At 63.8% G+C, this 15876-nt stretch carries 13 protein-coding genes; 6 read left to right on the top strand and 7 right to left on the bottom strand.

From position 1 onward, the window contains the following. Positions 1 to 104 precede the first annotated feature (104 nt). Positions 105 to 1052: an aldo/keto reductase gene (locus RA302_RS19800; protein ID WP_070161776.1), complete on the top strand. Its 948-nt coding sequence runs from the start codon at positions 105 to 107 to the stop codon at positions 1050 to 1052. Between the two features lie 2 nt (positions 1053 to 1054). Here RA302_RS19800 and RA302_RS19805 read toward each other — a convergent pair whose 3' ends face one another. Then, positions 1055 to 1825 (bottom strand): hypothetical protein, encoded by a 771-nt coding sequence (locus RA302_RS19805; protein ID WP_003945109.1) that lies wholly within the window; start codon positions 1823 to 1825, stop codon positions 1055 to 1057. Between the two features lie 136 nt (positions 1826 to 1961). Further along, entirely contained in the window at positions 1962 to 3191 is a 1230-nt protein-coding gene (locus RA302_RS19810) for a hypothetical protein (protein ID WP_050656661.1), read from the bottom strand. Positions 3192 to 3295: 104 nt separating this feature from the next. Between RA302_RS19810 and RA302_RS19815 the strand changes: the two genes are divergently transcribed. Continuing rightward, positions 3296 to 4642, top strand: coding sequence for a DUF5691 domain-containing protein (locus RA302_RS19815; protein ID WP_070161773.1), 1347 nt, complete (start codon positions 3296 to 3298; stop codon positions 4640 to 4642). Between the two features lie 58 nt (positions 4643 to 4700). Here the strand turns inward: RA302_RS19815 and RA302_RS19820 are convergent, their stop codons facing one another. From RA302_RS19820 to RA302_RS19840, 5 genes are all read right to left on the bottom strand, one after another. Beyond that, positions 4701 to 5831 (bottom strand): acyl-CoA dehydrogenase family protein, encoded by a 1131-nt coding sequence (locus RA302_RS19820; protein WP_030536908.1) that lies wholly within the window; start codon positions 5829 to 5831, stop codon positions 4701 to 4703. 8 nt (positions 5832 to 5839) lie between these two features. After that, positions 5840 to 7015, bottom strand: coding sequence for an acyl-CoA dehydrogenase family protein (locus RA302_RS19825; RefSeq protein ID WP_007736177.1), 1176 nt, complete (start codon positions 7013 to 7015; stop codon positions 5840 to 5842). A gap of 107 nt (positions 7016 to 7122) precedes the next feature. Further along, positions 7123 to 7569 carry a hypothetical protein gene (locus RA302_RS19830; protein ID WP_007736175.1) on the bottom strand — a complete coding sequence of 149 codons (447 nt, stop codon included), beginning with the start codon at positions 7567 to 7569 and terminating at the stop codon, positions 7123 to 7125. 68 nt (positions 7570 to 7637) lie between these two features. Continuing rightward, positions 7638 to 10172: an FtsX-like permease family protein gene (locus RA302_RS19835; protein ID WP_070161771.1), complete on the bottom strand. Its 2535-nt coding sequence runs from the start codon at positions 10170 to 10172 to the stop codon at positions 7638 to 7640. 4 nt (positions 10173 to 10176) lie between these two features. Further along, on the bottom strand, positions 10177 to 10950 hold the full coding sequence (locus tag RA302_RS19840; protein WP_003945134.1) for an ABC transporter ATP-binding protein: 774 nt from the start codon (positions 10948 to 10950) through the stop codon (positions 10177 to 10179). A 262-nt stretch (positions 10951 to 11212) separates the two neighbouring features. Here RA302_RS19840 and RA302_RS19845 point away from each other — a divergent pair, with 262 nt between their 5' ends. The 4 genes from RA302_RS19845 (at position 11213) to RA302_RS19860 (ending at position 15852) form a co-directional block, all read left to right on the top strand. After that, the gene (locus RA302_RS19845) at positions 11213 to 12775 is read left to right on the top strand and encodes a long-chain-fatty-acid--CoA ligase (protein WP_070161769.1); all 1563 of its coding nucleotides are present in this window, start codon (positions 11213 to 11215) and stop codon (positions 12773 to 12775) included. A 22-nt stretch (positions 12776 to 12797) separates the two neighbouring features. After that, positions 12798 to 13208 carry a YchJ family metal-binding protein gene (locus RA302_RS19850; protein ID WP_007736170.1) on the top strand — a complete coding sequence of 137 codons (411 nt, stop codon included), beginning with the start codon at positions 12798 to 12800 and terminating at the stop codon, positions 13206 to 13208. 56 nt (positions 13209 to 13264) lie between these two features. Beyond that, positions 13265 to 13861, top strand: coding sequence for a hypothetical protein (locus tag RA302_RS19855; RefSeq protein ID WP_338477680.1), 597 nt, complete (start codon positions 13265 to 13267; stop codon positions 13859 to 13861). A gap of 92 nt (positions 13862 to 13953) precedes the next feature. Next, positions 13954 to 15852: an ABC transporter ATP-binding protein gene (locus RA302_RS19860; protein ID WP_338477682.1), complete on the top strand. Its 1899-nt coding sequence runs from the start codon at positions 13954 to 13956 to the stop codon at positions 15850 to 15852. Positions 15853 to 15876: the final 24 nt, after the last annotated feature.

Genomic DNA, 15876 nt, shown 5'->3' on the forward strand with positions numbered 1-15876 from the left:
GATACATTTTTCGGCGAACCTGGCGAGGGCGCGCCATCGCCAGCGCCGTGAGAGGGTACGGTGCGGGATGCAGCGACCACCTTCATCGACGGGAGTTCCACACAGTGGCGATCATCGGAAATTCGGATCTCGACATCTTCCGAATCAGCTTGGGCGGCAACCCTTTCGGATGGACCGCGGACGAGAAGACGTCCTTCGAGATCCTCGACTCGTTCGCCGAAGCCGGTGCAAATTTCATCGACACCTCCGACTCGTACACGGCGTCGGCTCCCGGCAATTCCGGTGGGGAATCCGAAACGATCATCGGGAAATGGATCACCGATCGGGGACTGCAGAACGACATCGTCGTCGCCACCAAGGTCGGTAGCCATCCCGATTTCAAGGGCCTGAAGGCCGACAACATCGCGGCCGCAGCAGAGGCGTCGCTGCGGCGCCTGCAGACGGACTGCATCGATCTGTACTACGCGCATTTCGACGACCCGCAGACTCCGCTCGAAGAAACGCTCGAAGCCTTCAACGCGTTGGTCGTCGCCGGCAAGGTTCGCTATCTCGGAATCTCCAATTACAGCCCCGATCGCGTCCGGGAGTGGCTGCGAATCACCGAAGAGAACGGTTACGCCGCGCCGATCGCCCTGCAACCGCACTACAACCTGGTTCACCGCAAGTCGTACGAACCCGAACTTGCCCAGATCGCCACCGACAACAACATCAGCGTCTTCCCGTACTTCGCTCTCGCTTCCGGCTTCCTGACCGGAAAATACAAGACCCGCGCGGACATCGAAGGCAGCTCCCGCGAACGACTGACCGCCGGATACTTCAGCGACGCCGGACTCGACGTCGTCGCGGAACTGGCGACAATCGCGCAGGCACACGACAGCGAGATCTCGACCGTCGCGCTGGCCTGGCTGCTGACTCGACCGGGCATCACCGCACCGATCGCGAGCGTCAGCCGCCCCGAGCAGCTCCCGGCGCTACTGGATGCCCCGAATCTGGTGCTCTCGTCGAATGAACTGGACACTCTCGAACGGGTGTCGGCGGCAGTCGGAGCCTGAGATCAGGCAGTTTTGAGATGAGCGCCGAGGGCCGTGTTGTTGATCGTCCAGAACGACCAACCGTCATGGCTCTCGGTGTCGCCTGAGATGTGACCGGTGACGGCATTTGCGGCCGCGGTCGGATCTGGGAATCGGCGGCCTTCCATCGGTCCGCGCATGATCTCGACGACCTCGGTGGTTTCGTCGAAGCGCCCGACCCAGCGATATCCGTGGCAATCGGCTGTCATCTCGAGGCGATTGTCGACGACTTCGATCTCCTCGACACCGCTGGCGCGACGCTTCTTCGCGGCGACCGGCGACGTCTTACGCTTGGTCGCAACCGGGGTCTCGACGTAAATGCTCGGATCCTTGACCGCGGCCAAGCCCAGCGCATCCCAACGATCGTGACCGTGCACGACGCGCCCACGCGGAATCGCGTGATGGCCGGTGCGATTACGTCCGGGGCTGTCCATGATCCACAGGTCGACCTCGGCGCGGATGTCGTCGGCGACCTCGTTGGAGGGCAACATGTAGAACTCGTGCGGATCTGCTGCCAGGTCGACGAACACCCAGAACTCGGAGCGGGTGTCGTCACTCTCGAGCGACTCGTCCTGACGCCTGGCCTGCCAGTCACCGTCGAGCTTGGACCGCACGCGGACGATTCGGCTGACACCGTCAGCGCCCGTCACCTCGACGGGATTACGACGTGAGTGCGTGAGACGGACAGCCTTGCCCCCACGCTGCGTAGCTTCGGAAATGAACGCATTGATGCCGCGGCTTGCGGTGTCTTCCATGATCGACCTGTCTCGAGCGGGTACGCCCGCATCACCGGATCGGCATCGGGGTCGAGCATTGAGCGAAATCCCGGCCTTTACTTCGATCGTGTGGCCGGTCAGTACCCCCGACCTTACAGCTCCGGCGACGGCCTGACTACGGCGCCCGACGCTCGTTCCCAGAGGTCAGCAGTGCAATGTCCCCGTAAAGCGCCGCCCGGTGAGCGAACATCAGCTCTTCCACACCGTCGAATTGATCCCCGACGTAGTGCGTGTTTGCAGCCGAAAGTTCACGTGAACCAGAGCGCGCGAGTAGGTCGTCGATCCGGCTGTCGAGGCTCGCTGCATGCGCAACCGCGCGCTGCGAACTCAACTGATCCTCGGCCCGTGCGACCAGGTCACCGATCCGCGCGAGGGCCGCCACGCGCTCGACCAGCTGGTCCCAGACCGCGCCGAGCGCTTCCCTGCGCGAAGCGATTCCGGCTCGGGTTCCCTCGTCGCGTGCCAGTGCAGCCGCGTCGTCCAACTCCGCAAGAATCGAACGCAGCGCGACGGTGTCGACCGCGATCTGGGTGATCTCGTCGGCCAGGTCGAGTTGGTTGCGTTGAATGACGAAGTGGTCGGAATGCCACGCGCTGGAGCTTTCGATCCGGTCGAACAGATTCCCGGCGAGGTAAAGCAAGGCGTCGTACTCACCGGCGCGTCCCTCGGGTTCTGAATCGACCAGTCCGTCGAGGACTTCCGCGATGCGCCTTCCTGCATCGGCGATGACACCGGTTCCCTGAACCTTCCCGAACTGGGCGGCGAGTTTGTCGAGTGCTGCGTTTCCACTGCTGGCCACGACACCGAGCCCCACCGGCAGCTTGGCTGGAACCGGTGTACGGGTGAGCCCGGCAAAGAGAGCCTCGCGTTGCTCGACGTCGAGATGCAGGCCGTCGCGCCGGTCCTTGCGGATGGCACGGACACTGCTCGCGAAGTGACGATTGGAATGCACGATCGCCGATCGCATCGACTGAACGCGCTTCTCGAGCGCCTGCACCCGTCGTTCGAGGACAACCTGAACAGGGCCGATGCGAGTCGCGAGCAGTCGACGTCTGGTGCGGGCCAGCTCGTCGGTGAGATACCGCAACTCCGAGAAGCCGCCGATCTCCGGGAACGAACGTCCGACACTGCGCCGGTTCGCCAGGATCGATCGCGTCGACTCGTCCCCATACCCCCCGGCAATCAGCAGCGCGACATCATCGGACAACTCCGGCCGGTTCGACTCGACGGTTCCCGCCGCACACCACTCCCTCACTCGGGTGGAGATGAGCGTTCGCCGTTCGGTCACCGATGCCACGACAAAGACGTCGTCAGTTCCGTCTCTCATCTCACGGCCATCCGTCATCTCACGCCTCCTGCTGGGTGCCGGTTACCACTGTTCCAGAATCTGCCGACACGCGCCCGACCCCTGCGACCCAGCTCGACGCACCCCTGCCATACCGTAGGCGGGTGACCTCCCTGCGATCAGACGCGCACGCAGGTCACTCGCGCGCATCGAAGACTGATCCAGCAGTTCAACCGCTGCTTCCCGACCTCGCGATCGAACAACTTCAGTCCTTGTTGCAGGTTCGTTCCTGGACTCTCGCGGAATGGTTCGCGATGGCCGACCAACGCGGATTCCTCGCGCCCGCTGCCAGCGTTCCGCTCTTCATGGAAGCCGCGCTGAAGTATCCCGAGCACCGCGAGGCGCTACTTCGCCTCGCCGGTCGACGCGGGCAGTACCTGGCGGAGCAGAACCCGGATTGGGCCCAGCTACGACGAATCGGATCACGCCGGGACGAGCTGTGGCTTTCGCCCGATCCGGACGACCGTACGGCCTGGTTCGATTACATACGTACGGTCGACCCGGAACTGGCGAGCGAAGAGCTCGAGATCGCTTGGGACGACGAGGCCACGGCAAGCCGGCTGCACTTCCTCGACCATCTCGACGTCGGGCTGGGTGAACACGACTACGCGCTCCTCGAGTGTGCACTCGACGATCCAGCCGTGCGGGTCCGTGAGCGTGCAATTCAACTACTACGGCAACTCCCCCGATCTCCGTTTGCCTCTCGAATGGTCACTCGGGCTCGGTCCTGGGTGCGGCTCGAGACGAAGCCCTTGCGGCCGCGCCTTGCCGTCCGATTGCCCGGCTCGCTCGACGACCTCGCATTTCGTGACGGCATCGAAGACGTCCACTACAAGAACAAGGGCATCCGGCGCTGGTGGTTACGGCAAGTCGTGACCGCCACTCCGCTGACGCTGTGGGAATCTATGGCCGGTTCGCCACGCGAGGCCCTCACCATCCCCATCGAGAAGCAATGGCGCGCAGTGATGATCGAATCATGGACTGCTGCAACCGTTCTCCAGAAGAACACCGCGTGGGCGTCGGCATTTCTGGAGCGGGACGGGCGCACGACCGACCGGAGAATCGTCGCCATCGCGGACCCACGCGAGCGCGTCGAGTACATCGTTGCCGGCCACGCGGACGAGTACCTTCTGGGCGTCGACGGCAGCGCACTACTCGACGGCATCGACCGCCCATGGCCCCTGGCCGTCGCCGAAAAGTTGTTGAACGCCTTGGAGAACGAAGCGATGGAGCATGCTGCGACGGGTGAGGACTTGGGCATCCACTCGCGTCACAGTCACTTTTCCACCCTGCGAAGCGTGCAGGCGCGCTTCCCTTTCGACGCCGTACCGCTTCTGCAGGACGCGGCGGCCCGAACGAGTGACCCCGGGTGGCAACACGCATTCACCGACAGCGCCGTCAACATCGAGCAGCGCCGACTCCGCTTGGACGTCCTGCGCAATCACCGCTGAACGACGAAGGGGCCGCATCCTTGGAACGGAATGCGGCCCCTTCGTCGTTCGTGAAAGATCAGACCACGCTGACCATCTCGTGATCAGCCACACCGGCGGCCAACACCCGAAGGTGATCTTCGGTGCTGCCGAGGGTGTGCTCGATGGCGACGAGTCGGCTCACGTAGTGCCCCACCGGGTACTCTGCGGTCATACCGATACCACCATGCATCTGGATCGCCTCCTGGCCGATGAGCCGAGCCGAACGCCCGATCTGCAACTTCACCCGCGAAGCGATCACTGGATCGACGACGCCGTCGGCAAGGGACATCGTTGCGTACAGACTCATGCTGCGTGCCAACTCGAGCGAGACGTACAGGTCGGCGGCGCGGTGTGTCAGTGTCTGGAACTTTGCGAGGGGAACCCCGAATTGCTTACGCGTCTTGAGGTATTCGGTGGTCAGGCGTAGCGCCTCTTCCATCGCTCCGACAGCCTCGGCGCACAGCGCGGCCTGCTCACGGATCTGCGCGGCCTGGATCAGAGCAGTAGCGTCACCGCCCTCACCGAGTGCTTCGGCCGGCGTATCGGTGAACTCGATCTGCGCCCCGCGCAACCCGTCGTGAGTGGCGTAGGACTTGCGTACCAAACCGGAGGCATCGCTCTTGACGAGGAACAGTCCGACGCCACCGCCGGGGAGCGCAGCGCTCACGACCAAGATGTCCGCCGTCGCGCCGTGGCCGACGGGATTCTTGATACCGGTGATGGTCCAGCCGCCGTCGACCTGGGCCGCCGCGGTGGCCCGTTCGGTTGCCGGCCAACGGATTCCGGGTTCCTGGTCGGCGAACGCGAGGAACGTGGTGCCCTCGGCCACTCCGGGAAGAATCGACGAACGCTGCTCTGCACTGCCACCTTCGGAGATGAGGCCGCCCGGCGTCACGACCGCGTCGAGTAGCGGCTCGGGTGCCAAGCGTCGACCGATCTCGGTCATGACCGCGCCGATTTCCACTGGGCCGGCGTCCATGCCGCCGTCGTCCTCGGAGAATGTCAGGCCGAGCAAGCCGACCTCGGCCAACTGCTTCCAGACCTGCGGGCTCCACCCGGGATCGGAGTCGATGATCGCGTTGCGCTTCTCGGCGTCGTAGCTACGCGCGAGGAGATCCTTGGTGGTGTCGCGGAGAAGTTTTTGTTCGTCGTTGAGTTCGAAGTCCATGCCACGCCTCACAATCCGAGGATCGAGGAGGCGATGATGCTGCGCTGCACTTCGCTCGATCCGCTGTAGATGGATACCTTGCGGTAGTTCAAGTACGTCGGGGCAGTGTGCTGCGCCCAGCTCGCGGAGGCGATGTCGCTGCCCGCGTCGTACGGCAGTGAATCAGGGCCGGCCACGTCCATCAGCAGTTCGACGCTCGCCTGCTGCAATTCGGAGCCACGAAGCTTGAGCAGCGACGACGCCGGGTTCGGCTGGCCGTCAGCGGAACTGGCTACCACTCGGAGCTGAGTGAGCTCGAGGGCAAGCAATTCGTTTTCGAGTTCGGCGAGGCGAGCAGCGAAGAGCGGATCTTCGAGCAGTGTTCCGTTGCCGACCTTGACCTCGGCAGCGCGGGCCTTGGCCTGGGCCAGACGAACCTTCGAGAAACCGACGCGGGTGACACCGGTGCGCTCGTTACCGAGCAGGAACTTGGCGTAGCCCCAGCCCTGGTTCTCTTCACCGACCAGGTTCTCTCCCGGAACGCGGACGTCCTCGAAGAACACTTCGTTGACCTCGTAGCCGCCGTCGATCAGCTTGATCGGGCGGACCGTGACGCCAGGCGTCTTCAGATCGACAAGGATGAACGAGATGCCGGCCTGACGCTTGGGCGCATCGGGATTGGTGCGCACCAGGCAGAAGATCCAGTCGGCGTACTGTCCCAGCGTCGTCCAGGTCTTCTGACCATTGATGACCCAGTCGTCGCCGTCGCGGACCGCACGGGTCTTGAGCGAAGCGAGATCGGAACCGGCCTCGGGTTCGGAGAATCCCTGGCACCACCAGATGTCGAGGTTCGCAGTCGCCGGAAGGAACTTCTCCTTCTGCTCCTGCGAGCCGAAGGCCGCGATGACCGGACCGACCATGTTGGCGTTGAACGCCAAAGGTTCGGGAACCGACGCAAGCTGCAGTTCGTCGAGCCAGATGTTGTGCTGGACCGGGGTCCAGTCCTTGCCGCCCCACTCGACCGGCCAGTGCGGTACCGCCAGACCGTGAGCGTTGAGGATCTGCTGCGCCTCGACCATACGGTCGCGCCCCAACTCCTCGCCGTGGGCGTACGCCTCCCTGATGTCCGCGGGGATTTGCGTACGGAAGAACGTCCGCATCTCGTCGCGGAACGCTAGTTCCTCGTCGGTCAATGCCAGGTTCATCGGGATTCCTTCGCACTCGAAACCGGATTCATGTTCGGTTCGACCGTACCCCGACAGCTATGGAGGCGGAACAGGTACCGCAAAAGACGGCACTCAGGGCCGACCCCCTACACGGTTTTCAGGACCAACAGGTAACCCCCGCCCGCGGCGTCGATACTTGTTTCGACATTCAACGCGGGAGCCAGACGCGACAACCGATCGATCAACCAATCCGACGCTTCCTGGGCGTCGTCCTTGCCGGGGCAGCGAGCGACGGCGACGCGGCCACCCTTTCGCTCGAGCTGCTCCACGACCCCGATGATCGGGGCGGGATCCACGACGAACAGCCGATCCGGCCATTCCACAACAGGTTTGACCGCACCCTTCTTGGTGTTGCATGCGCGGTGCGCCAAGCGTTCGACGCCACCTTTGGTCTTGCCACCCTTTTTTGCGGTGTTGATGCTGTCGATACTCGGGCCGCGCGGATCATTGACGGACATATCGGGATCGACCGGTTCGTCACACAGCCAGCAGCGCCAGGATTCACGTTCGCCGACTTCTTGAAGGGTGCTCATGTGGCAACGGTACCGTGCGCACTTTCGGCTGTTACCGCTACCAAAAGTGCGCACGGGGGCCGAAGGCCCTACATGTCTGCAATCGCCTCGAGCGGCTTCGTCTTGGCCGCTCGGTTGGCCGGCCACAGCGCCGCCAAGACACCCACCACACCCGAGCCGATCAGCATTCCGACCACCTGACCCCACGGGATCGTGATCTTGTCGAGGCCCTGATCCGCGAGAGTGCTCACGAAGGCCCAACCGAACGCGATGCCGAGAACAACTCCGACCGCCGCGCCGTACACCGCGATGAGCACCGACTCGAGGTAGATCGTGCGTCGCATCTGTCCGCGCTGCATGCCGACAGCTCGCAGCATTCCGATTTCTCGTCGCCGCTCGACCACCGAGAGTGCCAGGGTGTTGATGATGCCCAGGATTGCGATCACGACCGCGAGTGCAAGCAGTCCGTAGAGGATCGCCAACAACGTGTTGATCTGCTGGCCCTGAGTTCCCTTGAACTCCTCACGATCCTGCACCTGGACGACGACGTACTTCTCCGTGGCCGTTTCGAGCTCGGATCGCAGCGTTGTCAGATCCGCGCCAGGCTTCGCCTTCACCAGCACCACGAAGTCCGGCAGACTCTCGGCCGGCATCAGCTTCCGATACGCCTCGTCCGAGACGATCCACGAGCCGATCAGCTGGTTGTCCTCGAACACTCCCGCGACAACCGTCTGGTACTCGACGCCGCCGGGACCGGTCAACGTCTGGGTCGAACCCACAGTCCAACCCTTGTCGTCCGCAGTCGACTTCGAGACGAGCATGTTGTTGCCGGTCAGATCGACCGTGCCCTCGAGGATCTTGTATTCGAGCACGCCTTCGATCGGGCCGTCGAACGAAGCGCCCTGCTCGTCCTCACCGTCGACCTTCGCACGCACTCCGTGCAACGACGTCGCGCTCTGCACGTCGGGCACTTGTCGGACCGCGTCGGCCGCACCTCGCGGCACGCCGATCGCGTTGGGACCGGTCAGGATGTAGTCGGCCGAAACACCCACGTCGACAAGAGCATTGATGCTCGCCTTGGCCGAGGAACCGAACACTCCGATGACCGTCACCAGCATCAGACCGAGAGTCAACGCGAATGCCGTTGCGGCCGTGCGACGGGGATTGCGCACCGCATTGGTACGAGCCAATCGCCCGATGGCACCGAACGGCTTGGCGAACACGGCACCGAGCGCGCCGACGATCGGCCGCGACAGCGCGGGAGCCCCGAGAAGCACCGCGATGATCAACGAGAACGCACCGAGGCCTACGATCAGCGCCGCGCCGCCGCCGGTACCGCGAGAGCCGAACACGAGCAGTGCCACACCGATCACGCCGAGAATCGCACCGATCAACGTCCGCACTCGCAGTGAGTCGCCGGTGGAGGCGAACTCCTCACGCATGGCCGCCACCGGCGGGATCTTCGACGCACGACGAGCCGGGGCGTAAGCGCTGAGCGTCGTGACGACGACGCCGACCACCAACGCGACGATGATCGTGCGGGCACCCACCTGGAGCGGGCCTTCCGGCAGACCGACGTCGAATGTGTTGAGGAGACTGCGCAATCCGTAGGCGAGACCGATACCGCCGAGCAGACCGATGATGCTGCCGATGAGTCCGACCACGAGCGCCTCGGTGACCACCGAACGGCCGACCTGCGCTCGGCTCGCACCGATCGCACGCAGCAGCGCCAGCTCACGAAGACGCTGCGCCACGATCATCGAGAAGGTGTTGTAGATGATGAACGTTCCGACGAGCAGAGCAATCGCGCCGAACGCCAACAGGAAATAGTTGATGAAGCTCAGCGCCGAGTCGACCTCGGCCTTGGTCTCCTCACGAACCTGGTCGCCGGTCTGCACCTTGAGATCGGGGAAAACCTGCTCGACGCGTTGCTGCAGTTCCGTCTGCGACACCCCTTCGCCCGCGACGTCGATGTACTCGACGTGTTGGCCGTCGGTGAAGAGTCCACGGGCCTGCTCGTCGGTGAAGAGCGCGCCGATGAACCCGCCGGTGTCACTGCCCGCCCCCTCGTAGATACCGGACAACGTCACGTCCACGATTCCGCGGGCCGGTGCCAGAACCTTGGCGGAGTCCCCCACCTTCAGTCCGGCTCGCTCGGCGGCGCTGGTGTTCAGCGCGACCTGACCGGTCTGCGTCGGAGGCGCGCCCTCGACGAAGGTGTCGGGTTCGGCAATCGCCTGGCCCGGCGGTAGGTAGGACTGACCGATACTCGGCGCGCCGCCGGTCTGAACAGCGCCGCCGTCTGCGTTGATCAGGACGATCTGTCCACTGACGGCCGGGGCTACCGCTCGGACGCCGTCGACTGCGGCAAGTTTGTCGACATCCTCGACCGGAACGCCACTGGTGTTGCGCTCTTCCATCGATACCCGGACGTCGACGCCCTGGGCGGTGTTCTCGAAGATCGAATCGAAAGTCTTCTGGAGGGTGTCGGTGAAAACGAACGACCCCGCGACAAAAGCCGTGCCAAGCACCACGGAGAGAACCGTCAGCGCAAGTCGCACCTTGTGTGCCGCCAAGTTGCGCAGGGAAACCTTGCGCATCGGCGAGTTGCTTACCGAAGCCATGTGCTCAAGCCCCGGCTTCCACGTTCACGACCGCCTGCGGAGCGTCCAGACGCTTCATCCGGTCGAGGACCGAATCCGCCGTAGGCTCACGCAATTCGTCGACGATCTTGCCGTCCGCGAGGAACACGACACGATCGGCGTACGCCGCTGCCCGCGGATCGTGCGTCACGATCACCACGGTCTGGTTGAACTCGTCCACGGCCGCCCGCAGGATCGAGAGCACCTCCCCGGAGGACTTCGAATCGAGGTTTCCGGTCGGCTCGTCGCCGAAGATGATCTCCGGCTGACCCGCCAGCGCACGCGCACACGCCACACGCTGCTGCTGACCACCCGAGAGCTCTCCCGGCCGGTGATCGAGGCGATCCCCGAGACCCAGCTTGGTCAGGACGCTGTTCAGCCAGGTCGGGTCCGCTTTGCGTCCCGCGATGTCGAGCGGCAACGTGATGTTCTCGAGCGCCGTCAGGGTCGGCACCAGGTTGAACGCCTGGAAAACGAAACCGATGCGATCGCGTCGCAATTGGGTCATCTGTTTGTCGGAAAGCGTCGTGAGTTCCGTGTCACCGATGAGAACAGAACCCGAACTGGCGGAATCCAGACCGGCGAGGCAATGCATCAGCGTCGACTTACCGGAACCGGACGGCCCCATGATCGCCGTGAACTCACCGCGGGCGAAATCTGCGGACACCGAACTGAGGGCGTGCACCTGGGTATCTCCGGTGCCGTAGGTCTTGGACAGGCCGACTGCGCGGGCCGCGACATCCTGGGCGTGCGAACTCATGATCGCCTTTCCTGTTCACTTCGGTGCTACTTTGCGGGCGTGACGGGCGCCCGTGAAAACACGGACGCCCGCAATGGTTGGTTCCATCCTGTCGGGTGGCGGGCGCGCCCGCCATCGGGGACCACCCTGATATCTGCGGCCGAGCCGGTCAGGGTCGGGGGAATGCGACCCCTCCTGCTTGTGCGCATTGACTGGAAACAGCGATACGAAGACCGGGCGCACATTAACCTTGTGACACCAATCACACGAGAGAGGCGGCCGAATGTCCGACGCCACCGCTGGAATCATTTTCGATCGGCTAGAGCACTGGGCGACGGTCAAGCCTGATCAAGCAGCGATGACCTTCCAAGGGACCGAATTCACGTGGGCTCAGTGGCGGGAGCGCATCTTGCGTATCGCCGCCGCCCTCGCCGAATCAGGCATCGGTGCCGGCGACACTGTCGCGTTCGTCGACAAGAATCATCTGTCCTGTCTCGAAGTCACCTACGCCGCCTCACTGCTCGGCGCCGCGAATGTCGTTCCCAACTGGCGACTTTCGAGCGAAGAGCTGGATTACGTTCTCGCGGACTGTGGCGCTCGCATTCTGTTCGTCGGCAGCGAACTACTCCCCCAGGTCGTCGCGATGCGAGACCGCTTGACGGCCGTCGAATCGATCTTCGCCGTCGGCGGTGAACACGACGAATTCGAGCCGTGGATCGACGAGGTCACACCGCTGCACTCCCGCCCCGAGGTGAGCCCCGATGCCACCGCTCTGGTTCTCTACAGTTCCGGGACGACCGGTCGCCCCAAGGGTGTCCAGCTCACGCATCGAAACCTGTTCGCGCACAGCAACAATGTCCTCGAAATCCTGCCGGCCCACGAGGATCACCGATTCTTGATCGCGATGCCGATGTTCCACGTCGGCGGAACGTGCTACGCCATCATGGCAATTCACACCGGTGGCCGCTGTTACTTCACGAGAGAAGCCGACGGACCGTCGATCTTCGCCGGTCTCGCCGCCGGAGCCAACATCGCCTTTCTCGTCCCACCGGTCATTGCCGGAGTCCTGGCCGCAGGCGAGCAGGCGGTCGCCGCCTTCAAAGCATTCAAACGCATCACCTACGGCGCCGCCCCCATGCCGCTCCCACTGTTGCGCGCGGCACTCGCAGCGTGGCCGGACACCGAATTCGTGCAGGTCTACGGCATGACCGAAATGGCAGGCGTCATTACCGCGTTGATGCCGGACGTTCACCGCGACGAGTCGCAGGTCGAGCGCATGGCATCAGCAGGTACGGCGATCCCCGGCGTCGAGATGCGCGTGGTGGACCCCGTCACGCTCGAGGACGTGCCCACCGGAACGACCGGTGAACTGTGGTGGCGATCCGAACAGTGCACACCCGGATACCTGGGCAAGCCTGAGGCGACGGCCGAAACGATTACCGCAGACGGGTGGCTACGTAGCGGCGACATGGGCCGCGCCGACTCCGGCGGCTTCGTCTTCATCGAGGACCGCCTCAAGGACATGATCATCACCGGCGGCGAGAACGTCTACTCCCCCGAGATCGAACGAGTACTGGTGGAGCATCCGGCAATCGCCGAGGTCGCGGTCATCGGCGTTCCCGACGACCGTTGGGGTGAAACCGTCAAGGCTGTCGTGGTTCTCACTGCCGAAGCGCAGATCGACGAAGCCGAACTGATCACCTATACACAGGAACGCCTCGCAAAGTTCAAGTGCCCGACCAGTATCGACGTCGTCGAGATTCTTCCCCGCAATCCCACCGGAAAGATCCTCAAACGCGACCTCCGCAAACCGTACTGGGAGAACCGCGAACACAAACTGGTCTGAGTTCGCGTGCTGTAATGGGGCGGTGACTTCGCGCCGCCCCACCACACCCAATCCGACCGATCCGTGCCCGTGCGGCAGCGGCAACGCGTTGGCCGAATGCTGCGGCAAGTACATCAGCGGAGTAGCGCACGCACCGACCGCCGAAACCCTGATGCGTTCGCGTTACACGGCTTTCGCTGTGATGGACGACGAATATCTCACGCAGACTTGGCATCCCGACCATCGCCCAGCCCAACTCGATCTCGACCCCGACCAGAAATGGCTCCGGTTGGAGATCCTGGACACCGAACGGGGCGGGCTGTTCGATTCCGACGGCGTCGTGGAATTTCGCGCTCACTACACATTCGGACGCGAGCGGGGAATGCTCCACGAACGCAGTCGATTTGCGCGAACAGAGGGTAAGTGGCTCTATGTCGACGGCGATATCGGTTAGGTAACTCCGGGCACCGCCGCCGCGGATCCCGATAACGCGAGCCCTACGATCGAGTCATGACAACGAACCGGACGAGATCATTTGCCGCTGTCGCTGCCATCGCAGTGGGCGTGAGCCTGACTGCCTGTTCGCAGGACGCGGAGACCACTCCCACGGCAGCCACCTCGGCCGTCACCTCGACCTCGACCTCGAGTGCAGCAGCGTCGACCACAGAACCAGTCCCGACGGACAGCTCCGACAAGACGTCGGCTGCGGGCACCGAATCCAAGCTCACCGTCGTCAACATCAGAGTGGGCGAGCACGACGGATTCGATCGTGTCGTCTACGAAATGGGCGGAACCGGCACACCCGGTTGGCGCGTCAAGTACGTCGACGCGGCGACGCAGGAAGGCAGCGGTAAGCCCGTGGACATCAAGGGTGCCGCAGTGATCCAGGTCCTGATCGACGGTTCCGCATATCCCTTCGACAGCGGAGTCGAGCAGTACTCCGGCCCCAACCCGGTCCCCGGCGTCGGCGGAGTCGTGACCGAGGTCAACGGGTCCAACGTCTTCGAGGGAGTCACGCAGTCGTTCATCGGCGTGACCGAGAAGCAGCCGTTCACGGTCACGATGCTCAGCGACCCTCCTCGCGTGGTGGTCGACGTGGCCCGCTGAGGCCGCACTTGACCTGAAGTTTGGTTGAGGTTCTACCTTCGTGTCGTACCGGCCACGTAATCTTCGTGGCCGGCGACCGGAGGGGCGAAGTCATGAGTATGGAAGTCACCGCGTGGAACGCGATGTACAACGCGATGCACGCGCAAGAAGATCGGCGCCCGTTCTCGAAGGCGACACTGAAGCGGATCGCGACGTTCGCAGTTCCACAGAAACGCAACCTCAGCTGGTACCTCGTACTGAGTGTCGTCACTGCTGCGCTTGCCGTGGCAACACCTGTCCTGGCCGGGCGCGTGGTCAACGCGATAGTCGGCGGCGACGCCGTCGACGTGGTCGTCAAACTTGCCGCCCTGATCGCACTGGTTGCACTTCTCGAAGCCGCTCTGGGACTGTTGACCCGGTGGCTCTCGGCCAGCATCGGCGAAGACCTGATCCTGCATCTGCGCACCACCGTCTTCGATCACGTCCAGAAGATGCCCATCGCGTTCTTCACCAGAACTCGAACCGGAGCACTGGTCAGCCGTCTCAACAACGACGTCATCGGCGCTCAGCGCGCCTTCAGCGACACCTTGTCCGGAGTGGTCAGCAATCTGGTCACCCTGGTGATCACGCTGATCGTCATGCTCGGGATCTCCTGGCAGATCACCGTCCTCGCGCTGCTACTTCTCCCGATCTTCGTCATCCCCGCACGGCGCATGGGCGCAAAACTTGCAGCACTCAATCGTGAAGCAGCCAACCATAATTCGCTCATGAGCACCCAGATGACGGAGCGGTTCTCCGCTCCCGGCGCGACTCTGGTCAAGCTGTTCGGCCGCCCGTCGCAAGAATCTGCGGAGTTCGCGGTTCGCGCCAGGCGTGTGCGCAACATCGGAGTCCGGACCGCAATGCTGCAGTCCGTCTTCGTCACAGCGCTGACACTGGTCTCGGCCCTTGCTCTTGCCCTCGTCTACGGACTCGGCGGCTTCTACGCGCTGCGCGGACAGTTGGACGCAGGCGCCGTCGTGGCGATGGCACTGTTGTTGACGCGGCTGTACTCACCGTTGACCGCACTGGCCAGCGCCCGGGTCGATGTCATGAGCGCCCTGGTCAGCTTCGAGCGGGTATTCGAGATTCTCGATCTGGCACCGCTCATCACCGAGAAGCCCGATGCACGCACGGTGCCGGATGGCCCGGTGTCCGTCGAGTTCAAGAACGTCACTTTTGCGTACCCATCCGCGGACAAGGTGTCACTAGCTTCTCTGGAGGAAGTCGCGATCCTCGACACCCGCGGCGGCGAGGACGTGTTGCACAACCTGTCGTTCCGCACCGAAGCAGGACAGATGGTCGCCCTGGTCGGCACGTCCGGTGCCGGAAAGTCGACCGTGGCGCAGATGATTCCCCGCCTCTACGACATCGACTCCGGATCGGTCGAACTGGGCGGTGTCGACGTCCGAGACCTCAGTACCGATTCCATCCGGGAGACCGTCGGCATGGTCACGCAGGACGGGCACCTGTTCCACGAGAGCCTTCGATCCAACCTGCTCCTCGCGCGACCGGATGCCACCGAAGAAGATCTGCGTGAGGTTCTGGAGCGCGCACGGCTCACCGACCTGGTTGCGTCGCTGCCCGACGGACTGGAGACCGTGGTGGGTGAACGCGGTTACCGCCTCTCGGGCAGCGAGCGTCAACGCCTGACCATCGCACGCCTGCTCCTGGCCCAGCCTCGCGTCGTCATCTTGGACGAGGCCACCGCGCATCTCGACTCGACGTCGGAAGCTGCGGTTCAGGAAGCACTCGGCGAAGCACTCGCCGGGCGGACTGCGGTGGTGATCGCTCACCGATTGTCGACGATCCGTTCCGCGGACCTGATCCTTGTCGTCGAGGCAGGCCAGATCGTCGAGCGCGGCAACCATGAGGAACTGCTCGCGCGCGGCGGCCGCTACGCCGAGTTGTACCGCACGCAGTTCGACACCAACGCCCGGAAGAACGGCGCCCTCGCACCGACGCCGATCTGATACCGCGCAGCGCCTTGCCCCCCA

It is taken from the genome of Rhodococcus sp. DN22 (genome assembly GCF_036669995.1).
Lineage (GTDB): Bacteria > Actinomycetota > Actinomycetes > Mycobacteriales > Mycobacteriaceae > Rhodococcus_F > Rhodococcus_F erythropolis.